Below are 26,256 nucleotides of genomic sequence, written 5' to 3'. Positions count from 1 at the left end.
GCTAGAAATTATATTTAATAGAGTAAATGATGGCATCTTGTAAAAAGTCTTCCCCCAACTTGTTATAAGCATAGCGGTACTGAATACCGGTGGTAAATTGCTTAATCGGTGTCCACCACAGTGAAATGGCACCATTCACACCGTTACGGCCGCCATTGCCTGCTGCATAGCGTTCTGCACGGTTGAATTCAAGCTCGTTCCAGTTGGTAATACTGAATTTTTCATCAAACGCGGTGAAGTCATAACCTGCAACCCAACCCACCACATAACCGTTATTACCTGAATAATAGGTTTGATCAACATAATGTAATGCCACGAAAGGCTTCATCCACACGCCCGCTAGCGTTGCGTTATAGCCAATACCGTACAGGGTGTTCACTTCGTGGAAGTTACTGTAATCATTACCTTCAGCACTCGGTAGCGAGTAAGTACCATAGACGTGACCGTACAGATTGAAACCGGTATCACCTAAATAGTAGCGGCCAGTAGTTTTAAAGGTGTAGCGCTGATTATCGCCGGGTTGTGCTGTTTTTGAATTAAATGGGTTTTCTAGATCAAAGAAACCATAGACCTCCCCCCAGCTATAACCTGCACCCCCTTCTAACTCGATATAAGCGAAGTCATCTTTATGTGATGAACCCCCTGATTTATGCGTAGTGCTTCGGGTCCAGTCAAGATAGTTCATGCTGATATTACCAAAACCCCACTGGTATTCAGCTTGTGCAACTGGAGCCAAAGTGACTGTTGTCAGCGCGAGCGCACCGATAAGAATTTTACGCATAAATGCCTCTGTGTAGTTGAAAGATGTCAGGGGAAACAAAAGGACACAGTCCTTAACAAAAAGTGCGCTCATCATAGTCCCACAGCACGAAAGGATAAATAGTTGAAAGTGATGCGGATCTCATTTTGCGAATAGCAATGTGCAACTGTTACTTAAATATGTGACTCATATCAATAAGTGAGCAAGGAAGGATTCAGGTGGCTTATTTTACTGGCATAAAAAAGGCCGGTATAAGTACCGGCCTTTGTCATCTAATGCAGTTTATTAGGCTAATTTTTCGCGCCTGAGTGCCAGATAATCTAATATTCCACCCAGAAGCATCCCGACTACGCTGAGCTGAATACCGCGTAACAACAACATATCAGCTACGTGTGGAGCGGCGGTCCAATCCAATGCGTTACTTATCAGTAAAATTAGCCATATAGCTAACAATATGCAGCCAACCGTCAACAAGCGTAGCGCCCAGCGATAAGCGGTTTTAAAAGCAGTTCGAGGCATAAATTCATCAGTTTTCTGGGTGTGTTCCAGCGTTTGGCGACAAATATACAGTAGGAATAGGCCTGGAATGGCTGCCGCAATAGAGAATAGATAGAACAATGGCCAGCCATGTGTTTCAACAAACCATCCAGCAATCGGGCCAACATAAACGCGCCCAACGGCGGACAGCGCCGATAACAGGGCAAATTGTGTCGCGGAGAATGACTTGTTACACAATGTCATCAGCAATGCGACAAAGGCCGCAGTTCCCATGCCACCACACAGATTCTCCAGGAAGATGGCACTGCCCATGGAGAAGATATTCTTGTCAGTGATGGATAACAGCCAATAACCGACATTCGAGATAGCTTGTAAAATACCGAATATCATCAACGCGCGGAACAAGCTCAGGCGTTGCATTAACAGGCCGCCATACAGTGCGCCAATAATTGTGGCAATCAGTCCTAATGATTTATTCACCAACCCGACTTCACCGGCATCAAACCCAACGCCACGGATCAGAAAAGTGGTACTCAAACTCGCGGCAAAGGCATCGCCCATTTTGTACAACACAATTAACAGCAGAATCAGCCATGCATTGTTGCGGCCAAAGAAATCACGCAATGGGGCGACGATCGCCTGTTCCAACGTTTTTGGTGGCGCGATACGGATATCAGGTTCAGGAGCTAATAAGGTAGCAAACACCCCAATTAACATTAACCCGGCCATTAACCAGTAAGTGGATTGCCAGCCAAGATAGCGATCCGCTATCCATAGCGCCAGCCCGCCAGACACCAGCATTGCGAGACGATAACCCAGTACAGAAACTGCGGCACCAGTACCGCGCTCTTCTGCGGTGAGCAAGTCGGTTTTATAGGCATCAAAAACAATATCTTGCGATGCCGAACAGAAGGCGACCAACACGGCGATTGCCGCCAACCACCATAAATGCTTCGCCGGCTCCATAAAGCCCATGGCAATAATCGCGGCGATTAATAACAGTTGGCTTATCACCAACCAACCGCGCCGACGGCCAAGAAACGAGGGAGTGTAGCGGTCCATCAAGGGGGACCAGAGGAACTTGAAGACGTAGGCCTGACCAACCAGAGAGAAGATACCAATGGTTTTCAGATCGACGTTCTCAACCGTCATCCATGCTTGCAGCGTACCACCGGTAAGGGCCAAGGGAAGGCCGGAAGCAAACCCCAACAACAGAAGAATAAGGGAGTTACGTTGGGTAAAAAGGTTTGAATAGCGATTGGGCATGTGAGACCTACATGCTCTGCCCCAAGGTCGGGGCAAAGCATTCTGTTAAGCAGTAATAATGATATTAAGCAAACAACCGATTAGCGGGCATTTTGTTTGATAAAGCCGCTGACGCTAGTATCTTGCGCCATATCTGCAATAACATCGCTCAACACCGTATTAACGGCATTGGTGATTTTTTCGTTAGTTGCAGTAAATGCGCCCTGAACGTTGTAGCTGGCACGGTAGTTTTTAACCTGTTTATTACCATTTTTTGCGGTCGCAGTAATGGAAATATCCGCTTTAGTGGTGATGTTGTAGCGCAGGTTACCTTCCTGTACATCGGCAAACAGTTGGTTTACTACAATCTGCAAATCAACTGGAGCATCGGTACCAATCATATAGCCACGAGCAGTCATCTGTTTTTCCAACACTTCCTGTAACAGGAAGCGCAGGTCACGGGATGGGGTTAATACCACCAGTTGGCCTTCACGATTTACTTTAGCCAGTGCAGCATCTTGACGCTGGTCTGCACCATTAATGCTGATAGTAATCCCCATCAGAGTTGGATCTTGTGGTGGTAATACCACCTTCGGGGTGACATTCAGAGTGTTGTTACTGGCAGCACAACCCGCCAGTATAAAAACAGCCAACAGCGGGAAAAGAATTTTCTTTAGCATGTTCACTTTCTCAATAGTTATGGAATTCTTTAATAATCAGAGCGGGATAGCTGCCATGTTATTTTGCGAATGTGCAGTCGCGCCATCATAGCACTGAGATTGGCTGGTGGAAGATCCTGATGTAGAGAAATTCAGCAAAAAAAGTGATTTTTCGCCCTGTGACCTTTCATTTCGCTTAAAGACCTTACAAGTAACCTTTTCCCCTGACTATCAGATTAGCCTTATACCTTAAATGAGCAGAAGGGAGATATTCGGGATATTTTGTATCTGAAATGTTATAAAACAGCGAAAATCAACTAATATTGCAGTAGATAGTGGGCTTGCAATAGATAGGTATTGGGTTTGGAATAGATAGGTAGTAGGCAGCTTTCTGCCTCAGCGGTAAGGAGATTATGATGATTTTGATTCGGGAACAAATTGAAGAAAAACTAAAAGTGGCATTTGAACCGGATCATTTGGAGGTGATTAATGAAAGTTATCGCCACAATGTTCCAGCCGGTTCTGAAAGTCATTTTAAAATTGTGATCGTCAGCGATAAATTTCAAGATCAGCGCTTTCTCAGTCGCCATCGTGCGATTTATAGTGTGTTGGCTGATGAGCTGGCCGGCACTGTTCATGCATTGGCTTTACATACCTACACGCTGAAAGAGTGGGCGGGGTTACAAGACACGGTACCAACTTCTCCATCTTGTCGTGGCGCAGGTACATTGGCTTAAGTGACAGTATTAATCCAAAACAGGCTGGATAACAGTAGTAATTCCGGCCTGATTTAGGGTATTAGTAGGTGAGAATTTAGCAAGCGGCCTCAGGGCCGTTTGTGTTTCTGTATAGGCGACACCTTTATTTCCTTAGTGCGCCACAGGAGTTTTAGCTGAGGGAACGATTCACGCGTGAATTTTACCGCGACAACATTCGCTTGCTTTCCTCGACTCATAACCTGTGCGCCGCTATAATGTCGCGTCTTATTTTTCCGGAATGGTTTCGGGACGCTTCTGACATCTGGGATACTCGGTTCTGTATAATGCGGCCGTCCCGGTTCTTAGAGGGTGTTTTCAGAGTTAGCATCATTTAATGGTGTTGCTTTGTTTGCAGCTTCTGGAGTTGACCGAGCACTGTGATTTTTTTGAGGTAACAAGATGCAAGTTTCTGTTGAAACCACTCAAGGCCTTGGCCGCCGTGTAACAATTACTGTTGCTGCTGACAGCATTGAGAAAGCAGTAAAAAGCGAATTAGTGAAAGCCGCTAAAAGTGTTCGTATCGACGGTTTCCGTAAAGGCCATGTACCGATGAACATCGTTGAACAGCGTTACGGCGCATCTGTTCGCCAGGATGTTCTGGGTGACCTGATGCAACGTAATTTCGTTGATGCGATCATTAAAGAAAAAATCAACCCAGCTGGTGCACCAAACTATGTGCCTGGTGAATTCAAGCAGGGCGAAGATTTTACTTATTCCGTTGAGTTTGAAGTGTACCCAGAAGTTGAGTTGAAAGATCTGGAAAGCATTGAAGTAGAAAAGCCAGTTGTTGAAGTAAACGACGCTGACGTTGATACCATGCTGGAAACTCTGCGTAAGCAACAAGCTACCTGGAAAGAAACTGACGCTGCTGCGACTGCAGAAGATCGCGCAACTCTGGATTTCACCGGCTCTATCGACGGTGAAGAGTTTGAAGGTGGTAAAGCGTCTGATTTCGTACTGGCAATGGGACAGGGTCGTATGATCCCAGGTTTCGAAGAAGGTGTTATCGGCCATAAAGCCGGTGAAGAATTCACCATCGACGTAAACTTCCCAGAAGATTACCACGCAGAAAACCTGAAAGGTAAATCAGCTAAATTTGACATCGTGTTGAAGAAAGTTGAAGTGCGTGAGCTGCCAGAACTGACTGAAGAATTCATCAAGCGTTTCGGCGTTGCTGATGGTTCAGTAGCAGGTCTGCGTGCTGAAGTGCGCAAAAACATGGAGCGTGAGCTGAAAGGCGCAGTGCGCAACCGTGTTAAAACTCAGGCAATTGACGGTCTGGTCAGCGCTAACGAAATTGACGTTCCAGCGGCACTGGTTGAAGGTGAAATCGACGTTCTGCGCCGTCAGGCTGCACAGCGTTTTGGTGGTAACGAGAAACAAGCTGCTGAACTGCCACGTGAATTGTTCGAAGAACAAGCTAAACGTCGCGTAGTTGTTGGTTTGTTGCTGGGCGAAGTTATCAGCCAGCACGAGCTGAAAGCGGATGAAGATCGCGTTAAAGCACTGATCGAAGAAATGGCATCTGCTTACGAAGATCCACAAGAAGTGATTGAGTTCTACAGCAAAAATAAAGAGCTGATGAACAATATGCGTAACGTTGCTCTGGAAGAACAAGCAGTAGAAACTCTGCTGGCTAAAGCCAAAGTAACTGAAAAACCAACTACCTTCAGTGAACTGATGAATCAGACCACTGCTGCGTAATGTTTTTTAGCGCATCAAGCTGGATGTAATATATCGCCAAAAAATTGGCGTTGCAGGTAGGTTGCAATTGAACAAATACCGATGAGCTAAAGCAGTAAAGTGATTCGGGTTAGTGTCGGTAGCTGGCACTCTGCAACTCCTGATACGAAGGGTATATCCGGTTTTTTGATTGATTAAGCCCGTAGCCTTTGGCTACGGGCTTTTCTTTTTGTAACAATAATCACTCAATAGTATGATTAATCTGGCATGTTTCGCCCTAATCTGCGCTATATTTGAAAAGTGAAATGCAATACTTAACAGATGAACAATCAATAGAGCGTCAGGATTACAGCAAAGATAATGAGCGTCCGCTTGGTTAAAAAAAAGTGCTCAGGGGCTTGAAAAAGACGATTAATCCCCCAATTAACCTAACAGACGTTCATATAAGATGTTGATGAAACACTGGCTGATTACCACCGTCGAATGTGTCTGGGTAACCAGACGGCTTGCACGCGACCTTGATGCATGAACATAGTCATCATTACTTATCTCAAGTAGAATCGGTTATGAATGGCGCCAAAGTAAATTCTATTAGGAGACGGTAATGTCATACAGTGGCGAACGAGATCAATTTGCACCTAACATGGCTCTGGTGCCAATGGTGGTTGAGCAGACTTCACGTGGGGAGCGTTCTTACGATATCTTCTCCCGTCTGTTAAAAGAGCGCATTATTTTCCTGACCGGTCAGGTTGAAGACCATATGGCCAACCTGATTACGGCACAGATGCTGTTTCTAGAAGCAGAAAATCCAGAAAAAGACATCTTTTTGTATATCAACTCACCAGGCGGGGTGATCACTGCTGGGATGTCAATTTATGACACCATGCAATTCATTAAACCTGATGTCAGCACTATCTGTATGGGCCAGGCATGTTCAATGGGTGCGTTCCTGTTGACTGCGGGTGCTAAGGGTAAACGTTTCTGCTTGCCGAATTCACGGGTAATGATTCACCAACCGTTGGGCGGTTTCCAGGGGCAGGCGACAGATATTGAAATTCATGCCAGAGAGATTTTAAAAGTGAAATCGCGCATGAATGAACTGATGGCACTTCACACGGGAAAATCTCTTGAAGAAATAGAGAGAGACACTGAACGTGACCGTTTCTTGTCGGCTGAAGAGGCTGTAGGATACGGATTAGTTGATTCCGTGTTCACCCGTCGTGACTAACGACTTATTTCTGTGAGCCGATATACTATAGTGTATGTAAATAGAACAAATCGTGTAATCGAACAGTTGTATTGCACATTGTTCACTAACTACCCGATATATCGGCTGTCCGCTGAAGGTTAGCGTGGCGTCCAGCAATAGCGAGAATAGTCTCCCTGCCACCATAGTTTCGGGTGTGGCAGATACTGAAGAAGAGGTTTACTGATGACAGATAAGCGCAAAGACGGTTCTGGAAAGCTGCTGTATTGCTCTTTCTGCGGCAAAAGCCAGCATGAAGTGCGTAAGCTAATTGCCGGGCCGTCAGTGTATATCTGCGATGAATGTGTCGATTTGTGTAACGACATTATTCGCGAAGAGATCAAAGAAGTTGCCCCGCATCGGGAGCGCAGTTCGCTGCCTACGCCGCACGAAATCCGCCATCACCTGGATGATTATGTCATCGGTCAGGAACCGGCGAAAAAAGTGTTGGCAGTTGCGGTATACAACCACTATAAGCGTTTGCGCAATGGTGATACCAGTAATGGCATCGAACTGGGCAAAAGTAATATTCTACTGATTGGCCCAACCGGTAGTGGTAAAACACTGTTGGCAGAGACATTGGCTCGTTTCCTGGATGTGCCGTTTACCATGGCAGATGCGACCACGCTAACTGAAGCAGGTTACGTGGGCGAAGATGTTGAAAACATCATTCAGAAGTTATTGCAGAAATGTGATTACGACGTGCAGAAAGCGCAACGTGGTATCGTCTATATCGATGAAATTGATAAAATTTCACGTAAGTCTGATAACCCGTCTATCACGCGTGACGTCTCGGGTGAAGGTGTGCAGCAGGCCCTGTTGAAATTGATTGAAGGGACGATTGCTGCCGTACCACCACAAGGTGGCCGTAAGCATCCGCAGCAGGAGTTTTTGCAGGTTGATACCTCTAAAATTCTGTTTATCTGTGGTGGTGCTTTCGCCGGCCTAGACAAAGTTATCGGGCAGCGCATTAACACCGGAACGGGTATCGGTTTCGGGGCTACGGTAAAAGGCAAGTCAGAAAAAGCAACCGAAGGCGAGTTGTTGAGTCAGGCTGAGCCAGAAGATTTAATTAAATTCGGCTTGATCCCTGAATTTATTGGCCGTTTACCGGTAGTTGCAACACTGAGTGAATTGAGTGAAGACGCGCTGATTCAGATCCTGAAAGAACCGAAAAACGCACTGACCAAACAGTATCAGGCGTTGTTCAATCTCGAAGGTGTGGAGCTTGAGTTCCGCGATGAGGCGTTGACCGCAATCGCCAAGAAAGCGATGGCGCGTAAAACAGGTGCTCGTGGCCTGCGTTCTATCGTAGAGGGCGCATTGCTAGATACCATGTACGATTTACCGTCAATGGACAGTGTGGAGAAAGTGGTGGTAGATGAGTCAGTTATTGCTGGCCAATCTGCGCCGATGCTGATTTATGGCCAACCGGAAGCCCAAGCTTCTGGCGAATAATTAGCCAAATAATCCAGATGGTTAGTATGACAATGGGGGATTTTATCCCCCATTTCTTTTTCCTCGCATTGTAATCGTTGAATGTAAGACATTCGTCCCCATATACTCAATTACCTATTTAGTGAAACTCGTGATGACTCGTGTTTCACGAGATTCCCAGTAATCTGGCGGAAGCTAAACTAAGAGAGAGCTCTATGAACCCTGAGCGTTCCGAACGCATAGAAATCCCCGTATTGCCTCTGCGCGATGTGGTGGTTTATCCGCATATGGTGATCCCACTGTTTGTTGGCCGGGAAAAGTCGATTCGGTGCCTGGAAGCGGCAATGGACCATGATAAAAAAATCATGCTGGTTGCGCAGAAAGAAGCTTCGACTGATGAGCCTGGTATCAACGATCTGTTTTCAGTAGGCACTGTAGCCTCGATTTTACAAATGCTGAAGTTACCTGATGGCACGGTCAAAGTGCTGGTTGAAGGGCTACAGCGTGCGCGTATTACCACGCTTTCCGACAGCGGTGAGCATTTTGCTGCTCAGGCAGAATATCTTGAATCGCCAGTGATGGACGATCGTGAACAAGAAGTATTGGTTCGCACGGCGATTAATCAGTTTGAAGGCTATATCAAACTGAATAAAAAGATCCCACCAGAAGTGCTGGCTTCACTGCACAGCATTGATGATGCAGCACGTCTTGCGGATACTATCGCGGCACATATGCCGTTGAAGTTAAATGATAAACAGGCTGTTCTGGAGATGTTCGATGTCACCGAACGTCTGGAGTACCTGATGGCGATGATGGAATCAGAAATCGATCTGTTACAGGTTGAAAAACGGATTCGTAATCGCGTCAAAAAACAGATGGAAAAGAGCCAGCGCGAGTACTATCTGAACGAGCAAATGAAGGCCATTCAGAAAGAACTGGGCGAGATGGACGATACGCCTGATGAGCACGAAGCGCTGAAGCGTAAAATCGAAGCGGCCAAAATGCCGAAAGATGCACGTGAAAAAACCGAAGCTGAGCTGCAAAAACTGAAAATGATGTCACCGATGTCTGCGGAAGCAACCGTAGTACGTGGTTATATTGATTGGATGTTGCAGGTGCCTTGGAACAGCCGCAGTAAAGTTAAAAAAGACTTGGTAAAAGCGCAGGAAGTTCTGGATACCGATCACTACGGTTTGGAACGAGTTAAAGATCGTATTTTAGAATACCTCGCAGTACAGAGCCGTGTTAGCAAGATTAAAGGGCCAATCCTGTGCCTGGTAGGGCCTCCTGGGGTGGGGAAAACCTCTCTGGGGCAATCTATTGCTCGTGCTACTGGCCGCCAGTATGTCCGTATGGCGCTGGGAGGGGTGCGTGATGAAGCGGAAATCCGTGGTCATCGCCGCACCTATATCGGCTCTATGCCGGGTAAATTGATCCAGAAGATGGCGAAAGTTGGGGTGAAGAACCCACTCTTCCTGTTGGATGAGATTGATAAGATGGCGTCCGATATGCGCGGTGATCCTGCGTCAGCACTGCTGGAGGTTTTGGACCCAGAACAAAACGTTGCATTCAACGATCACTATCTGGAAGTGGATTATGATCTGTCGGATGTCATGTTCGTTGCCACCTCCAACTCCATGAATATTCCAGCGCCGTTGCTGGATCGTATGGAAGTTATTCGCCTGTCCGGTTATACCGAAGATGAGAAACTCAATATTGCCAAGCAGCATCTGTTGCCGAAACAGTTTGAGCGCAACGCCATTAAGAAAGGCGAACTGACCATCGATGACAGTGCCATTATGAGCATTATCCGTTATTACACCCGTGAAGCTGGGGTGCGTAGTCTGGAGCGTGAAATCTCCAAACTGTGCCGTAAAGCAGTAAAAAATCTGCTGATGGATAAAACGGTTAAGCACATTGAAATCAACGGTGACAACCTGAAAGACTTCTTAGGTGTGCAGAAGGTCGATTATGGCCGAGCTGATACTGAGAATCGCGTAGGTCAAGTGACTGGGCTGGCATGGACGGAAGTGGGTGGTGACTTACTGACTATTGAGACTGCATGCGTTCCGGGCAAAGGCAAGCTGACTTACACCGGCTCGCTGGGTGAAGTGATGCAAGAATCAATTCAGGCGGCACTGACAGTGGTACGTGCGCGCGCAGATAAATTAGGTATTAACCCTGATTTCTACGAAAAACGCGATATCCATGTGCATGTGCCTGAAGGTGCGACGCCGAAAGATGGCCCGAGTGCAGGTATTGCTATGTGTACCGCGCTGGTTTCTTGTCTGACCGGTAACCCAGTGCGCGCGGATGTGGCGATGACCGGTGAAATCACCTTGCGTGGTTTAGTATTGCCAATCGGCGGTTTGAAAGAGAAATTGCTGGCAGCTCACCGTGGCGGGATCAAAATTGTGCTGATTCCCGAGGATAACAAACGTGATTTGGAAGAGATCCCAGACAATGTTATCGCTGATCTGGAGATTCATCCGGTTAAACTAATTGATGATGTTTTAGCCATCGCGTTGCAAAATCCAGCCTTCGGGGCACAGCCGGTAGCGTCAAAATAGTGACGGATCGCAAGAAGTATTGATAAAACTGATGCTGGTAAGTGAAATGCTACTTGCCAGCTATTTTTTGTGCCGCTAAGTTAGTTCGTCTGTCCGACAAAAGTTTATGCCTTTGGGCTGCTTGCCAAGGTTGGATAGGATTGATATAACAGCTGCGCTGTCGTGTTGTCCGTAGGGATTTTCGGCGCGACGATAGAATTCTAAAGGGGATGAAAGAGTGAATAAGTCACAACTGATCGACAAAATTGCCGCAGGTGCAGATATTTCCAAAGCAGCCGCTGGGCGCGCGTTAGATGCAATTATTGCTTCTGTTACTGAATCTTTGAAAGAAGGGGATGATGTAGCTCTGGTTGGTTTTGGTACTTTTGCAGTACGTGAGCGTTCTGCACGTACTGGCCGCAACCCTCAGACAGGCAAAGAAATCAGTATTCCTGCTGCTAAAGTACCAGGCTTCCGTGCCGGTAAAGGCTTGAAAGACGCAGTAAACTGATTGCCGCGTCAATTCTCATCTGCGCGTATACCCAAAGGAAATGAAGTAGCAGCCAGGTTGTAAGCGAACGAATACCGATGAGTCTGCTCAGGTCAGCGATTCGGGTTAGTGAAAGTAGCGGGCACCTGTGCAACTTCAAGTACCAAGGGTATATATTGTTTGTGTTAAACAATAACCTGACGCAGTTGAGCTGGTAAGGTAAGATACAAGGCGCATCGTTAATGATGCGCTTTTTTTTCGCTTAGGCAGTTGAACTGGCTGAGCGCTAAACGGGGGTAAAATGTTAGTCTGACGAGAGAATATCAGCGACCCGTTTAGAGCAAAAATAGGCAGTAACAAATAGAGTAAGCAGTTTAACGCGCAGCAGCACGAAGGGCTGTCGCAAGGAATGCTGGGTTTATTTAGACCTGCGCAACAGTTTTAATCCATATTACAGCGGAGTATTGTCACATTATGATGGACAATTTACGCGCGGCTGCTAATAACGTCGTGCTCAAAATCATTCTGGCCTTGATCATGTTGTCCTTTATCCTGACCGGGGTTGGCAGCTATCTGATTGGCGGTTCCAACGACTTCGCAGCCAAAGTTAATGGCCAAGAGATTAGTCGTGCTCAGTTAGAACAAGCTGTACAGAGTGAGCGTGGCCGCTTGCAGCAGCAATTAGGTGAACAATTCTCCGCACTGGCCGCCAATGAAGGCTACATGCTGCAATTACGCCAGCAGGTATTGGGGCAGTTGGTCAACAACATGTTGCTTGACCAGTACGCCAAAAAACTGGGCCTGACTGCTAGCGACGAACAAGTTAAAGATGCCATCCGCCAGGCACCTTATTTCCAGACCGATAATAAGTTCGATAACAACAAATATCTCGAACTGGTTAATCGGATGGGCTACACCCCTGATCAATTCGCGCAATTACAGCGTCAGCAGCTCATTAATCAACAATTGCTGCAAGCGTTTGGTGATACTGGCTTTGTTCTGCCTATCGAAGCACAGGCGATGTCAGAGCTGATTTTGCAGCAACGTGAAGTTCGTCTGGCGACAGTTGATCTCAAAGCCCTTCAGGCACAGCAGAAAGTCACTGATGAAGAGCTGCAAGCCTACTACGACCAGAACAAGAATAGCTTCATTGCACCGGAACAGATGAAAGTCAGTTTCATTACGATGGATGCTGCCGCGATGCAGGACAAAATCACGCTCACCGAGGAAGATATCGCGGCGTATTATGAACTGCATAAAAGCAGCTATACCCAGCCGGAACAACGCAACTACAGTGTGATTCAGTTTAAAACTGAAGCTGAAGCCAAAGCGGCGTTAGAGGAGCTGAAAAAAGGTGCTGATTTTGCTGCGATGGCAAAAGAGAAATCTACCGATATCATTTCCCGCAAAAATGGGGGTGAACTGGGGTGGTTGGAACCAGAAACTACGGCTGATGAACTGAAACAAGCGAATTTGACCGAGAAGGGCCAACTGTCTGATGTGGTTAAATCTTCGGTGGGTTATCTGGTTGTTCGCTTAAATGACATCAAACCTGCCCTGGTTAAACCTTTGTCAGAAGTGCATGATGCACTGGCAAAACAAGTTAAGCAGGAAAAAGCTGTTGACGCTTACTACGCGTTACAGCAAAAGGTCAGTGAAGCCGCTACCAGTGATAACGAATCTCTAGCCTCAGCGGAAGAAGCAGCAGGTGCTAAAGCTAAGCAAACTGGCTGGTTTACTCGCGACGCAGTACCTGCTGAGGTTAACTTCAAACCGGTTGTACAGGCAATCTTTGACGGTGGCCTGGTCGGTGAAAATGGTGCGCCAGGTAGTAATTCAGATGTAATCACTGTTGACGGCGACCGTGCTTTTGTTATCCGCATTGATGCTCATAAACCTGAAGGTATTCAACCATTTGATCAAGTACGTGATCAGGTTGCTGAGTTGGTGAAACGTCAGAAAGCAGAACAATTGGCACGTGTTGATGGTGAGAAACTCCTGACTGCTCTGAAACAAGGTAAAGGCGAAGAGGCGATGAAAGCTGCTGGTATCAGCTTTGGCGAGAAGAAAACCTTGTCACGTGCACCAGACGATGATCAATTAGTGCAGACTATTTTTGCCTTGCCTCATCCGCAAAAAGATCAGTCGGTTTATGGCTTATCCCAGGATCGTCAAGACAACATCGTACTGATCGAACTGCTATCAGTAACGCCGGGTAAATTGCCGGAAGGCGAGATGAAGACCTTTAGCGCTAAAATGCTAGAAGGGTCAAGCGGTGTGACTTTTGATGCATTGATGGCAAATCTGCACAAACAGGCAACCATTAAGATGGGGCCAGCGGAGCAACAGCAGCCGCAATAAAACCATAATTGCCATGAGTCTCGCATACATCTGCAACTCGATGTAATAAAGAAAGGTCGCTTTGGCGACCTTTCGCATATCTGAAATCTACCCTTTGTGATGAATCGGAGGTTGCGGCAAGGTAGTCATGCTGTCAAACACAAGGAGGATACAGCATGAAATTCATAGGAAAATTATTTGTTATAACCGCATTGTTCGCAGGTCTGAATATCCAGCAGGTAGTTTTTGCCGCTCCCGTCAGCCCTACGAGTACGACTCAGAATAAAGACCTCAATTCGCAAAGCCATACTCCAATAAATAGCCAGCTAAAAGCAGGCTCTTCGCCTGCCAAAGTGGCGGATAAGACCAATGCAACGGCAACAACCACAGCTGGCAGCTCAACGGACAGTGCATATAGCCAAATCAATATTAATAGTGCTAATGCGGAACAGTTGGCCCAGTTCCTGAGCGGAATTGGCAGGAAGAAGGCAGAGGCTATCGTTAATTATCGCGAGCAGTTCGGCCCTTTTACTGATGTTGAGCAGTTACTCGAAGTTCCAGGTATCGGCCCCTCGTTTTTAGAGAGAAACAATACCAAGCTTAAAATGTAACTTTAGTTGGTGATGGGGATGTGCTGTGGTCAGACAGATATCAGTGACTATTTTCACCACAAATAATCCCCATCTTTTCATAATGTAAGTCGCAGTAGCAGAGGGAAACTGTGATTTCGCTCTAGATTATATCGTAAGCATGCGATGAAGTGATTTCCCTCTGCTAATCTTGCTGTGAGGTCGTACCAGTTGTGCGGGTATTCTCTTGCCAACTCTATTTTACTGCCGAAGGTACATAATTTTTATTCACTGTCTGGAGAAGCTCGCTGTCATGCATACTCATATTAAAGTCTGGGGTTTTCATATTGATGTTTTCCAACATGTTAATAATGCCCGCTACTTAGAGTTTCTCGAAGAAGCGCGTTGGGAATGGCTTGATGGGGAGCCAGCAGCGCAATGGATGGCTGAAAACCAAATCGCTTTTATCGTGGTTAATATCAATATCAACTACCGTCGGCCTGCAGTATTGGGGGATCTGCTACGAATCGATAGCCAGTTATTAAAGCTAAACGGTAAAAGTGGTGTGATGAAACAGACTGTCACGCTAGAGCCTGAATCTATTCCGGTGGCAGATGCAGAACTAACGTTTGTCTGTATCGATCTGCGTAGTCAGAGAGCATTGCCCATTGAGGGAGAACTAAGGGAAAAACTGGACGAGTTTGTCAATCGAGGTATTACAGGATAACTCGGCTTTGTTGCCGGGGAGGGATATTTTCCCTGAATATCTGGTTAAATGTGCAATGGCCGCGATATACCTCGCTCTGATGAGCGAGGTCACGATTAGAACAAGGCAATGGGTCGATTACAGTGGCTATCTGAGTGAACAATAATCAAGCTAGCCCGGTTTTTTGTTTCAAGCTCAATAATACTTTTGGCTTATTAGCAAGATAGAACGCCAGCCCTTTGGCTCGTAAATGGCAGGCAGCACATTGGCCGCAACCATCGCCTTGAATCCCATTGTAGCAAGTAAGTGTCTCGTGGCGGACCAGCTCGAGTTGCTGATAATAATCAGCTAGTGCCCAGGTTTCTGCTTTATCCAGCCACATTAAAGGGGTAATGAAAGCGATATCTCGGCCAATACCCAAATCGATTGCATGGTTGAGAGCCTTCACGAACTCATCCCGGCAATCAGGGTAGCCGGAGAAGTCAGTCTCACAAACCCCGGTGATAACCGTCGGAGCTTGCACTTGATAAGCATAAATTGCGGCTAAGGTCAGGAATAGAATATTGCGACCAGGGACAAACGTACTGGGAACCGTATCGGCATCCTCTTCATCAAAAGAGGGGATAGGGATACTGTCTCGGGTCAGACTGCTCACCGCTAACTCATTGAGCATGCCAACATCTAGCACTTTGTGTGCTTTAGCACCAAGCTGCGTGGCAAGCGCGCGAGCAACATCAATTTCTGCGCGGTGGCGCTGTCCGTAATCGAATGTAATGCAGTGGACTTCATCATATTGCTGTAATGCTTGAATTAAACAGGTAGTGGAATCTTGCCCACCACTAAATACAACGACAGCGCGTTTCATACTGTGACCTCGTACGGCTGTGAGCCTCGAAAGAGCCAACCCACAGCAAAATAAAGAATTGGCGGTATGTTACTCAGTTCACGGACGAAAGGGTAGCAACCTGCATTTGGCAATCAGGTAGTCGCCGGTGGGAGCCATGCCTGATTGAAATCAAACCAACCATATGCGGTTAGGGTAACACCGTTAATCCGTGGCGGAGCATTGACCTGATACTGATAATTGAATAGTGGGAGAATCAGCCCTGCCAGCATCAGACCATTATAATATTCACGCAATTGGCGGAAACGCTCAGCCGCAAGTTCAGTTTGCTGAATCTGTATCAGTGTTTGTTGCTGTAGTTCTAATTGAGCAGGGGAGAGTATACCGCGCCACAGCGGATCAAGTTGGAGCCAGCTTTCCATCGCCGCTTCAGGAGATTCACCAACTAAGTGGTCCGCTAATAATAAGTCTGCCTCTTCAATTTGATGAGTATCTTTCCACTGCTTATCACGACTGGCGCGGATTTCTAATGTGCAACCATGGGTTGCCAATACCGCTTTTAGTTGTTCGGCAACACTCTCAAGTTCCATTGGAGGTTGATAGGTCAGTATCAGATGGGCAGGCAATGGCGGGTTTTCATCGGCGCTAAACCGGGGGATAGGCCAGCCGGGTAGCATTTCATGACTAGGCGTTATCACACCACGCCGAATGGATAACTCTTCTAAGATGCCGGAAGTTTGCACTAGCATCAGCAATTTGGCTATTTGCTGGGGAGTAATATTATTGAGGTGCCGATTGATGGCCAGATAGCAAAATCCAAGGCTCATACTGCGCTGAACAGGGCGGGCTAAAGGGAAATCCTCCTCCTGTCCAATGGTTATACGTACCGGGTGTTGGCAACTCCCATCCGCTGACTGTACGACAAGGCTTGGAGTTATCCAGTATTCAATGAATTCCAGATAAGGATGTTGCAAATGGTAAAATTCGTGCTGCTCCAACCGGACCAGATGTGGGTTAAAGGTCGCTAACTTAAATGGGCCAGCCCCCAGAAGTGAGGCGTCGGGATGAAACAGTTTACACGGTAAATCTGCCAGCCGATGTGCCAGCCAGTAATCAGGATGCAGCAGCGTAAATTTCAGGCATAAAGCATGGGGCAGGGTAATCGTTGCAATATTGGCAAAACTCGGTTGGCTGCGTGGATTTGCCCGCAGCAGTGCCAGCGTTTGCAACAACTGCTCGCTGCGGATATGTTCCCCATTATGCCAACGTAATTGACTGCGTAAGAAGAATTGCCAGGTTAAACCATCATCGCTGACTTGCCAGTGATGGGCCAGATCCGGTTTTGGCAGTGGGTCTCCGGTGTTAAATCGGGTCAGGCCAGCATGTAAAGTATAAATCAGATGCTGCTCTGCCCGGCCACTGACGGTCATTGGATTTAACGGTTCAAGCTCCCGATAATAAGGGATTCGCAGTATTGGGCTATCGGCTTGCCATTGTCCCCCCATGTGAGGGTTTAGTAACGCTTGAAGGCGTTCAGGTTCCAGTTGGGCGAGTGCGAGAGCAGCTTGATGGTCACCTTGCTCAAGGAACAATTGCAGGTAGGTTGCACGCAGTGCATCAGGTTTTTTCAGGCATTGCAGTTGTGCTCGTTTTCCTCGGCCAACTTGTGAATGCCAACTGAGCCAGTCATTTGCTTGTAGCTGTTGAATCAGAGTGCGGGCATGTCGCTCACTGCAAAATAGTAGGCCTGCCAGTTCACTGACGGTGGTAGCCGCCGGTTGATCGCCGAACTTTTGGTACAAGCGCTGATATTGGGTTAGTCGGTGAATAATGCGCATAATTAAGATGTTATCCTATTAAGGCTATTTTAGCTCTTGGACGAACTCATCAAATGCCTTTATTTTTAAATGACTTAGGGAACTGCACGGTTCATTCTCATGTGGCGATGAGTTACAACGTGATCTGGCACTCTCAGTGCTGTGCGTGTTCAAACTGATAGTATCCATTACGCCTATTCGGGCTGCTTATAAATCAGGAATAGTTTAATTTAATTGTTCACTATTAGTTCCGTAAATAGTACGTCATAATTTTATTCATACCACCAGTTTTGCTGTTATCGAGGTTTTAAATGTACCGTTTAGCCGCTTTTGATATGGATGGAACCTTACTGATGCGCGACCATAAAATTGGCGGCGCTACATTGAATGCGTTACACCAGTTGGTGGACAACGGGATGATCCTAACCTTTGCTACCGGTCGACATTATATTGATATGAAAGGGATTTTATCTCACTCAGGCATAAATGGTTATTTGATCACTGGCAATGGGACCCGAGTCTGTGATGTAGAGGGTGAAGCATTATACGGTATGGATTTGCCCGCAGAACTGGTGGAGTTTGTGTTACGAACTCCGTGGCAGACCCGTGCCAGTATCCATATTTTCCGTGATGATGGTTGGTTTACTGATTGTAATGACCCTGCGCTGCTGACTGCACATAAAACCAGTGGCTTCCAGTTCCAGCTCACGGCACTGAGCGCATTGCCTCTAACTGGTAATCATAAGATTTGCTTTATTGCCTCACATCAGGAATTGACCGAGCTTAAAACCCAGCTTGAGCAGCAGATGGGCGGCGAAGCCGATTTTTGTTTTTCAGCGGTTGATTGCCTTGAAGTGTTGCCTCGTGGATGCAACAAAGGGGCGGCTTTAGAGCGATTAAGCCATCATCTCAATTTAACACTGGCCGATTGTATGGCCTTTGGTGATGCGATGAATGATAAAGAGATGCTATCGCGGGTAGGTCTTGGCTTAGTGATGGGAAACGCATTACCGCAATTGAAGCAAGAGTTACCTCAGTTACAGGTTATTGGGCGCTGTGAACAACAAGGCGTCGCTCACTATTTGCAACATTGGCTAAGTTCACCACACCTCACCTATTCCCCCGAATTCTGAGGTTTATCTCCTTGGTACTTAGAGTTGTAGCAGTGTTAACGGGCTTACTCACCCGAATCACTGATGGTGTCAGCTCAGCGGATCACTCGCTTGCTGCCTAACTGCACCTTTTGATGACTTGAGGATAGCTATTAGCCAGCCGGATAATCATCCGGTTTTTTTCTGCCAAAATTCGGTTTTCCTCGGTCATCCAAGAGGGGAAAACCGAATTTTATCGGTTAATTACAGGTTATTTAATTCATTACTAAATGGGGTCAGATCACCAATGTTATTACTGACCCATTCGGTATTGTAATAGGTATCCAGATAGCGTTCGCCACTGTCGCAGAGCAACGTCACAATAGCGCCGGTTTTGCCTCGCTCACGCATCTGTTTGGCTAATTGTAATGCGCCCCAGACGTTAGTGCCGGTGGATGCCCCCACTTTGCGTCCCAAAATACCTTCCAACCAATGAATGGTTGCAACACTGGCAGCATCGGGTACGCGCAACATACTGTCGATCACTTCTGGAATAAACGAAGGCTCAGCCCGTGGGCGGCCGATCCCTTCAATACGGCTGCCGCAACTACCGGTAACCGTGCGGTCGCGGTTACAGAAACAGTCATAAAATACTGAGTTCTCTGGGTCGACTACCATCAATTGGGTGTCATGCCCTTGGTAGCGGATATAGCGGCCTAAGGTCGCCGATGTGCCGCCAGTGCCAGCACTCATGACGATATAGTCAGGTACCGGGAAAGGTTCACGCGCCATTTGGCGGAAGATGCTATCGGCAATGTTGTTATTGCCACGCCAGTCGGTAGCGCGCTCTGCATAAGTGAACTGATCCATATAGTGGCCATTCAGGTCACGAGCCAGTTGTTCAGATGCTGCATAAATTTGCCCAGCGCTTTCAACAAAATGACAGCGACCACCATAGAAGGTGATCTGCTCGACTTTGCGCCGCGCAGTGCAACTTGGCATAACTGCAATAAAGGGCAGGCCAATCAGCCGGGCAAAGTAGGCTTCAGACACTGCCGTGCTTCCTGAGGAAGCCTCGATTATCGTTGTTCCTTCTGTAATCCAGCCATTACATAAGCCATAAAGAAACAGTGAACGAGCTAAACGGTGCTTTAGGCTACCGGTTGGATGGGTGCTCTCATCTTTTAAATAGAGATAAATACCGGGGAAAGCCGGCAGGTTTAGGCGGATCAGGTGAGTATCAGCGGAGCGTTGGAAGTCAGCTTCTATTTCACTGATAGCATTTTTTACCCAAGTGTTGGTCATTTCATGGCCTGCGATGTAGGTAGTAAACTAATGATGACTAGATTAACGGTTATTAAAGAAAAAAACGTTGCCATTTTTCCTTCTTTATCGCCAAATGGTAGAAATTTATTCTATGGTTACTCGTTATGTTAGATAAAACTGACCGTAAACTCCTCTGTATGTTGCAAGAAGATTGCACTCAATCACTGCAAGTACTGGCCGAAGCCGTCAATCTTACCTCCACACCCTGCTGGAAACGGTTAAAACGCCTTGAGGATGAAGGATTTATCCGTGGGCGCGTGGCACTGCTGGACAGCGAAAAATTGGGGTTGGGGCTTACGGCATTTGTGCTGATTAAAACTCAGCAGCATAATAGTGGCTGGTATCAGGAATTTGTTGAATTTACTAAGCAAATGCCAGAAGTGTTGGCGTTCTATCGTATGGCCGGAGAATATGACTATCTGATGCAGGTCGAAGTTGCCGATATGAAAAGTTACGACAATTTTTACAAACGCATGGTTAATGGTGTTCCGGGGCTGATTGATGTGACATCAAGTTTTGCGATGGAAAAAATCAAATATACAACTATGTTGCCTGTTCCTGAGTGAATATTTGGATTAAAAGCCCTTTTACCGATGCTATGCTACCCCCTTCATCGCGCGTAGCGAGAAAATACCGATGTATTCGGTGTCAGACCAGGAATAAAACTGAGTGAGATTGTTTGCACAACTAGGCTGGTATTTTCGCCGTGAATGGCGCCGCTATGTAGGCGCGGTGTTGTTGTTAATTATTATCGCTATCCTACAACTGTTGCCGCCTAAACTGGTCGGAGTAATTGTGGATGGTATCAGCACAAAACAGATGTCTACCAATATGTTACTGGTATGGATTGGTGTGATGCTGATAACCGCTATTGTGGTCTACCTACTGCGTTATGTCTGGCGTGTTTTATTATTTGGTGCCTCTTATCAATTGGCTGTGGAGTTGCGGTCAAACTTTTATCGCCAACTTAGCCGCCAGGCCCCTGGTTTCTATTTACGTCACCGTACCGGCGATTTAATGGCTCGTGCGACGAATGATGTTGATCGCGTGGTCTTTGCTGCCGGTGAGGGGGTGCTGACGCTGGTGGATTCGTTGGTGATGGGATGCGCGGTGCTGATTGTAATGAGCACCCAAATTAGCTGGCAATTAACACTGTTATCATTGTTACCTATGCCGGTAATGGCGGTGGTGATCAAATATTACGGTGACCAACTGCATCAACGTTTCAAATCGGCCCAAGGGGCATTTTCTACGCTGAATAACCAGGCGCAAGAAAGCCTGACCAGTATTCGCATGATTAAAGCTTTTGGCCTGGAAGATCATCAATCACAGCAGTTTGCTCAGGTCGCGGCAGAAGCCGGTGCCAAGAATATGTATGTCGCACGTATCGATGCCCGTTTTGATCCAACTATCTATATCGCCATCGGGATCGCGAATTTATTGGCGATTGGCGGCGGCAGTTGGATGGTGGTTAATCACAGTATTACTTTGGGTCAACTTACCAGTTTCATCATGTATCTGGGGCTGATGATCTGGCCCATGCTTGCCTTGGCGTGGATGTTCAATATCGTTGAACGAGGCAGTGCCGCCTATAGCCGTATTCGCAGTTTGCTGGAAGAAGCGCCGGTGGTTAAAGATGGTGATATTGAGCTGAGCGATGGGCGTGGCACACTCGCGGTGAATATTCGCCATTTCTATTACCCAGGTAGTGAACAGCCTGCGTTACATGATGTGGCGCTGAAATTAGCACCGGGGCAGATGTTGGGGCTATGCGGACCTACAGGGTCGGGTAAGAGTACCTTACTGGCATTGATTCAGCGGCAGTTTGATGTGGATGATGGTGCTATTTGTTATCAAGGGCATGCGCTGTCTGATATTAGGTTGCATGACTGGCGTGGCCGTTTATCTGTGGTCAGCCAAACCCCATTCCTCTTTTCTGATACGGTTGCTGGCAACATTGCATTGGGTAAACCTGATGCCACGCAGGCTCAAATTGAGCGGGCCGCTCGTTTAGCCAGTGTGCATGAAGATATTTTACGCCTTCCTCAGGGTTATGACACTGAAGTGGGTGAGCGCGGTGTGATGCTATCTGGCGGGCAGAAACAGCGGATTTCCATCGCCCGCGCACTGTTGCTGGATACTGAGATCCTGATTCTCGATGATGCGCTATCCGCAGTTGATGGTCAGACCGAATATGAAATCCTAAAAAATCTGCGTGAATGGGGTGAGCATCGTACCGTGATTATCAGTGCGCACCGTCTTTCAGCGTTGACCGAAGCCAGCGAAATTTTAGTGATGCAACATGGTGGCGTGATGCAGCGTGGGACACATAACGTATTAGTCAGTCAATCCGGCTGGTATCGGGAGATGTACCGTTATCAACAACTGGAGGCAGCATTAGATGATGGTGAGTCGGAGGCCAAAACCGATGAGTAAAGTTCAGCAACTTTGGCCGACACTTAAGCGCCTGCTCTCCTATGGCTCCCCTTATCGTAAACCGTTAGGGTTGGCGGTATTGATGTTATGGATTGCGGCTGCCGCCGAGGTCAGCGGCCCGCTTTTGATAAGTTATTTTATTGACCATGTGGTCGCAAAAGGCACTTTGCCCCTCGGTTTAGTCAGTGGGTTGGCATTGGCTTATCTGTTGCTGCAACTGTTGGCAGCAGCATTGCATTATTTTCAGGCATTGCTTTTTAACCGTGCTGCCGTAGGTGTGGTTCAGCGCCTACGTATTGAAGTGATGGATGCCGCTTTGCGTCAACCTCTCAGTGCGTTTGATACCCAGCCGGTCGGGCAATTGATTTCCCGTGTCACAAATGACACCGAAGTCATTAAAGATTTATATGTGATGGTGGTCTCCACCGTATTAAAAAGCGCGGCATTAATTGGCGCGATGCTGGTGGCGATGTTCAGTCTGGATTGGCGTATGGCGCTAATTTCTATCTGTATCTTTCCAGCAGTGCTGGTAGTGATGGCCATTTATCAACATTACAGCACACCCGTAGTGCGGCGAGTCCGGGCTTATTTGGCTGATATTAACGACGGTTTTAATGAAATTATTAACGGCATGGGCGTGATTCAGCAGTTTCGCCAGCAAGCTCGTTTTGGCGAACGTATGGAGTCTGCCAGCCGTGCGCACTATATGGCACGCATGCAAACTTTACGCTTGGAAGGGTTTTTATTGCGCCCGCTGCTGAGCCTGTTTTCTGCCTTGGTACTGTGTGGTTTGTTACTGTTGTTCGGTTTCAGTCCTGATGGCTCAGTGGGGGTGGGTGTGCTGTATGCTTTCATTAACTATCTGGGCCGCTTAAATGAACCCTTAATTGAACTCACATCACAGCAGTCAGTCATGCAGCAAGCTGTGGTGGCTGGGGAACGTATTTTTGATCTGATGGACCGCGCCCAGCAAGGATACGGTACTGATGATCGCCCACTGACCAGTGGCCGTATCCAGGTGGATAATGTCAGCTTTGCTTATCGTAGCGATAAAATGGTGCTGCAAAATATCTCCCTTGATGTACCTTCGCACGGGTTTGTTGCTCTGGTCGGGCATACCGGCAGCGGAAAGAGTACGTTGGCTAACCTGTTGATGGGCTACTACCCGGTGCAACATGGTGAGATTCTGCTAGATGCTCGTCCTTTATCCGCGTTATCGCATCAGACCTTGCGCCAAGGGGTGGCCATGGTGCAACAGGATCCAGTGGTGTTGGCTGATTCCTTTTTTGCCAATGTGACTTTAGGCCGTGATATCTCTGAACAGCAAGTGTGGGAAGCTCTGGAAACGGTGCAACTGGCCCCTTTAGTCCATGCGCTACCCGATGGATTGCACAGTCTGCTTGGTGAGCAGGGGAATACCTTGTCAGTTGGGCAAAAACAGTTGCTGGCGATGGCGCGAGTATTGGTACAGGCTCCGCAAATCCTGATTTTAGATGAGGCGACTGCCAATATTGACTCTGGTACTGAGCAGGCCATTCAGCGGGCATTGCAGCTAATCCGAAAAAATACCACGCTGGTAGTGATTGCTCACCGCCTTTCAACCATTGTTGATGCTGATACCATCTTGGTGTTGCACCGTGGTGTGGCAGTGGAGCAGGGTAAGCATCAAGAGCTGCTGGCCGCCCATGGGCGTTATTATCAAATGTATCAATTGCAATTGGTTAGCGAAGATTTAGCCGCCATTGATCAGGTAGAAACGGCGGTAAGTTAATTAATAAGTTGTGGGGCTAAGCGGCCCCGCACTATTTTCTGTGTTTTCCTAAGTCAAATCGTTAATGCATATCCCCGTTAATGCCCATTTTGCAGCTTTCGTGCACCATAATCTTGCAATGCAATAGGTCGTCGATGCTGTCGTGCACTTCTGTGACGCGCTTCGCACTATTTTGGTGCGCGAAAATTATTCAACACGATGAATTCAGCCGCTACACGGCTGACTCATGTATCTCAACCGCCCTAGCTTCGCCATTTCCGCATTAAATTATATCTATCATTACTTATGGCATAGCCTTTGCTTTACTTCATTTGTGGCAGACATGAATTCGACTTAATTCGAGAAGGGGCAAATATGAAGCTGGTTACCGTGGTTATAAAACCATTTAAGCTGGAGGATGTGCGTGAAGCCTTATCCTCTGTGGGTATTCAGGGGCTGACCGTAACCGAAGTAAAAGGATTTGGTCGCCAGAAGGGACACGCAGAGCTCTATCGGGGAGCTGAATACAGTGTCAATTTCTTACCTAAAGTGAAAATTGATATCGCAATTGCTGATGATCAATTGGATGAAGTGATTGACGTGATCAGTAAGGCGGCCTATACCGGCAAAATTGGTGATGGCAAAATTTTCGTTGCTGAATTGCAACGTGTTATTCGCATCCGTACCGGCGAAACCGACGAAGCAGCACTGTAATTTGCAGGCTCAAATTTAGTGAATAGGGATGGGTTGATGATGAAAAAACTTTTATCCATGTTGGGCCTGAGTTCGGTAGCGATGCTGCCTTCTTTGGCAATGGCCGCAGCACCGGCTGTAGCTGACAAAGCTGATAATGCTTTTATGATGATTTGCACCGCGCTGGTGCTGTTTATGACTGTGCCCGGTATTGCCCTGTTCTACGGCGGTCTGCTGCGTTCCAAGAACGTATTATCGATGATGACTCAGGTCATGGTGAGCTTTGCTCTGATCTGTGTGCTGTGGGTGCTCTATGGCTATAGTCTGGCTTTCGGCACCGGCAATGCATTCTTTGGTAGTTTCGATATGGCGATGCTAAAAGGTATTGGTTTGACCAGCCTGAGTGGCACTTTCTATCAATATATCCATGTGGTGTTCCAGGCTTCATTTGCCTGTATCACGGTCGCACTGGTGGTGGGATCATTCGCCGAACGTATTCGTTTCTCTGCGGTATTAATTTTTGCAGCACTGTGGTTCACCTTCTCATATTTGCCGATGGCACATATGGTATGGGGTGGTGGTTTCCTGGCAATGGATGGCGCACTGGACTTTGCCGGTGGTACTGTTGTGCATATCAACGCCGCGATTGCTGGTTTGGTGGGCGCTTACTTACTGGGTAAACGTGCTGGTTTTGGTAAAGAAGCGTTCAAACCTCATAACTTACCTATGGTGTTTACCGGTACTGCGATTCTGTATATCGGTTGGTTTGGCTTCAATGCCGGTTCAGCCAGTGCCGCGAATGAAATTGCTGCACTTGCCTTCTTGAATACGGTAGTTGCAACAGCGGGTGCTATCTTGTCTTGGGTCTTTGCTGAGTGGATTTTACGCGGCAAACCGTCGCTGCTGGGGGCATGTTCCGGTTGTATCGCAGGTTTGGTTGCGATTACGCCAGCGGCAGGTACAGTCGGGGTTGGCGGTGCATTGATTATCGGTCTGGTCGGGGGTGTTGCCGGTCTGTGGGGTGTGGTTCTGCTGAAGAAATGGCTGCGGGTAGATGATACCTGCGACGTATTCGGTGTCCACGGCGTGTGTGGGATTGTCGGTTGTATCCTGACCGGTGTCTTCACCTCGGCTTCACTGGGCGGTACAGGTTACGCCGCTGGCGTCACTATGGGCCATCAGGTAGGTGTGCAACTGTTCAGCGTCGGTGTGTGTTTGGTCTGGTCTGGTGTTGTTGCCTTCGTTGCCTTTAAAATTGCTGACCTGTTGGTTGGCCTGCGGGTACCAGAAGAACAAGAACGCGAAGGTCTGGATGTTAACAGCCACGGCGAAAATGCATACAACCAATAAGCTAGAAGT

Annotated in this window: 21 protein-coding genes; 15 read left to right on the top strand and 6 right to left on the bottom strand. The window is 47.3% G+C overall.

Annotated elements, in window-relative coordinates:
- Nucleotide 1 precedes the first annotated feature (1 nt).
- The 3 genes from V1953_RS16010 to V1953_RS16000 form a co-directional block, all read right to left on the bottom strand.
- Nucleotides 2-781: a nucleoside-specific channel-forming Tsx family protein gene (locus V1953_RS16010; protein ID WP_083160031.1), complete on the bottom strand. Its 780-nt coding sequence runs from the start codon at nucleotides 779-781 to the stop codon at nucleotides 2-4.
- Nucleotides 782-1,045: 264 nt separating this feature from the next.
- Nucleotides 1,046-2,524: a muropeptide MFS transporter AmpG gene (gene ampG, locus V1953_RS16005; RefSeq protein WP_083160029.1), complete on the bottom strand. Its 1,479-nt coding sequence runs from the start codon at nucleotides 2,522-2,524 to the stop codon at nucleotides 1,046-1,048.
- 80 nt (nucleotides 2,525-2,604) lie between these two features.
- Entirely contained in the window at nucleotides 2,605-3,183 is a 579-nt protein-coding gene (locus tag V1953_RS16000) for a lipoprotein (RefSeq protein ID WP_083160027.1), read from the bottom strand.
- 395 nt (nucleotides 3,184-3,578) lie between these two features.
- Here V1953_RS16000 and bolA point away from each other — a divergent pair, with 395 nt between their 5' ends.
- From bolA to V1953_RS15955, 9 genes are all read left to right on the top strand, one after another.
- Complete coding sequence (gene bolA / locus V1953_RS15995; RefSeq protein ID WP_083160025.1) at nucleotides 3,579-3,899, top strand: transcriptional regulator BolA; 321 nt, start codon at nucleotides 3,579-3,581, stop codon at nucleotides 3,897-3,899.
- A 420-nt stretch (nucleotides 3,900-4,319) separates the two neighbouring features.
- A complete protein-coding gene (gene tig / locus V1953_RS15990) occupies nucleotides 4,320-5,624 on the top strand; it encodes a trigger factor (protein ID WP_083160023.1) in 1,305 nt (434 codons plus the stop codon).
- A gap of 583 nt (nucleotides 5,625-6,207) precedes the next feature.
- Nucleotides 6,208-6,831: an ATP-dependent Clp endopeptidase proteolytic subunit ClpP gene (gene clpP, locus V1953_RS15985; protein ID WP_005272733.1), complete on the top strand. Its 624-nt coding sequence runs from the start codon at nucleotides 6,208-6,210 to the stop codon at nucleotides 6,829-6,831.
- 204 nt (nucleotides 6,832-7,035) lie between these two features.
- Nucleotides 7,036-8,307, top strand: coding sequence for an ATP-dependent protease ATP-binding subunit ClpX (gene clpX / locus V1953_RS15980; protein ID WP_004703362.1), 1,272 nt, complete (start codon nucleotides 7,036-7,038; stop codon nucleotides 8,305-8,307).
- Between the two features lie 194 nt (nucleotides 8,308-8,501).
- Entirely contained in the window at nucleotides 8,502-10,856 is a 2,355-nt protein-coding gene (gene lon / locus V1953_RS15975) for an endopeptidase La (RefSeq protein WP_005182204.1), read from the top strand.
- Between the two features lie 217 nt (nucleotides 10,857-11,073).
- Entirely contained in the window at nucleotides 11,074-11,346 is a 273-nt protein-coding gene (hupB, locus tag V1953_RS15970) for a nucleoid-associated protein HU-beta (RefSeq protein ID WP_004392663.1), read from the top strand.
- Between the two features lie 453 nt (nucleotides 11,347-11,799).
- Nucleotides 11,800-13,686, top strand: coding sequence for a peptidylprolyl isomerase (ppiD, locus tag V1953_RS15965; protein WP_083160021.1), 1,887 nt, complete (start codon nucleotides 11,800-11,802; stop codon nucleotides 13,684-13,686).
- Nucleotides 13,687-13,841: 155 nt separating this feature from the next.
- Nucleotides 13,842-14,276 carry a ComEA family DNA-binding protein gene (locus tag V1953_RS15960; protein ID WP_372568766.1) on the top strand — a complete coding sequence of 145 codons (435 nt, stop codon included), beginning with the start codon at nucleotides 13,842-13,844 and terminating at the stop codon, nucleotides 14,274-14,276.
- Between the two features lie 271 nt (nucleotides 14,277-14,547).
- Nucleotides 14,548-14,961: an acyl-CoA thioesterase gene (locus V1953_RS15955; protein ID WP_442851117.1), complete on the top strand. Its 414-nt coding sequence runs from the start codon at nucleotides 14,548-14,550 to the stop codon at nucleotides 14,959-14,961.
- Between the two features lie 145 nt (nucleotides 14,962-15,106).
- Here V1953_RS15955 and queC read toward each other — a convergent pair whose 3' ends face one another.
- Both queC and V1953_RS15945 read right to left on the bottom strand, forming a co-directional pair.
- Nucleotides 15,107-15,805, bottom strand: a complete 699-nt coding sequence (gene queC, locus V1953_RS15950; RefSeq protein WP_083160015.1) for a 7-cyano-7-deazaguanine synthase QueC — start codon at nucleotides 15,803-15,805, stop codon at nucleotides 15,107-15,109.
- Between the two features lie 113 nt (nucleotides 15,806-15,918).
- A complete protein-coding gene (locus V1953_RS15945) occupies nucleotides 15,919-17,622 on the bottom strand; it encodes an SgrR family transcriptional regulator (protein WP_083160013.1) in 1,704 nt (567 codons plus the stop codon).
- 290 nt (nucleotides 17,623-17,912) lie between these two features.
- Between V1953_RS15945 and cof the strand changes: the two genes are divergently transcribed.
- Nucleotides 17,913-18,734: an HMP-PP phosphatase gene (gene cof / locus V1953_RS15940; RefSeq protein ID WP_372568768.1), complete on the top strand. Its 822-nt coding sequence runs from the start codon at nucleotides 17,913-17,915 to the stop codon at nucleotides 18,732-18,734.
- A 222-nt stretch (nucleotides 18,735-18,956) separates the two neighbouring features.
- Here the strand turns inward: cof and V1953_RS15935 are convergent, their stop codons facing one another.
- Nucleotides 18,957-19,997, bottom strand: coding sequence for a PLP-dependent cysteine synthase family protein (locus V1953_RS15935; RefSeq protein WP_083160009.1), 1,041 nt, complete (start codon nucleotides 19,995-19,997; stop codon nucleotides 18,957-18,959).
- Between the two features lie 125 nt (nucleotides 19,998-20,122).
- Here V1953_RS15935 and V1953_RS15930 point away from each other — a divergent pair, with 125 nt between their 5' ends.
- From V1953_RS15930 to amtB, 5 genes are all read left to right on the top strand, one after another.
- Nucleotides 20,123-20,584 carry an Lrp/AsnC family transcriptional regulator gene (locus V1953_RS15930; RefSeq protein WP_083160007.1) on the top strand — a complete coding sequence of 154 codons (462 nt, stop codon included), beginning with the start codon at nucleotides 20,123-20,125 and terminating at the stop codon, nucleotides 20,582-20,584.
- Between the two features lie 103 nt (nucleotides 20,585-20,687).
- Complete coding sequence (locus V1953_RS15925) at nucleotides 20,688-22,454, top strand: SmdA family multidrug ABC transporter permease/ATP-binding protein (protein ID WP_083160005.1); 1,767 nt, start codon at nucleotides 20,688-20,690, stop codon at nucleotides 22,452-22,454.
- Nucleotides 22,447-24,225 carry a SmdB family multidrug efflux ABC transporter permease/ATP-binding protein gene (locus V1953_RS15920; RefSeq protein WP_083160003.1) on the top strand — a complete coding sequence of 593 codons (1,779 nt, stop codon included), beginning with the start codon at nucleotides 22,447-22,449 and terminating at the stop codon, nucleotides 24,223-24,225. The genes V1953_RS15925 and V1953_RS15920 overlap by 8 nt, the downstream gene beginning before the upstream one ends.
- A gap of 354 nt (nucleotides 24,226-24,579) precedes the next feature.
- Nucleotides 24,580-24,918 (top strand): P-II family nitrogen regulator, encoded by a 339-nt coding sequence (gene glnK, locus V1953_RS15915; RefSeq protein WP_002208627.1) that lies wholly within the window; start codon nucleotides 24,580-24,582, stop codon nucleotides 24,916-24,918.
- 39 nt (nucleotides 24,919-24,957) lie between these two features.
- On the top strand, nucleotides 24,958-26,247 hold the full coding sequence (gene amtB / locus V1953_RS15910; RefSeq protein ID WP_083163833.1) for an ammonium transporter AmtB: 1,290 nt from the start codon (nucleotides 24,958-24,960) through the stop codon (nucleotides 26,245-26,247).
- The last annotated feature ends 9 nt before the right edge of the window (nucleotides 26,248-26,256 follow it).

This window comes from Yersinia sp. 2541 StPb PI, assembly GCF_052217145.1.
Lineage (GTDB): Bacteria > Pseudomonadota > Gammaproteobacteria > Enterobacterales > Enterobacteriaceae > Yersinia > Yersinia enterocolitica_E.
This window is presented reverse-complemented; position numbering and strand designations above follow the sequence as displayed.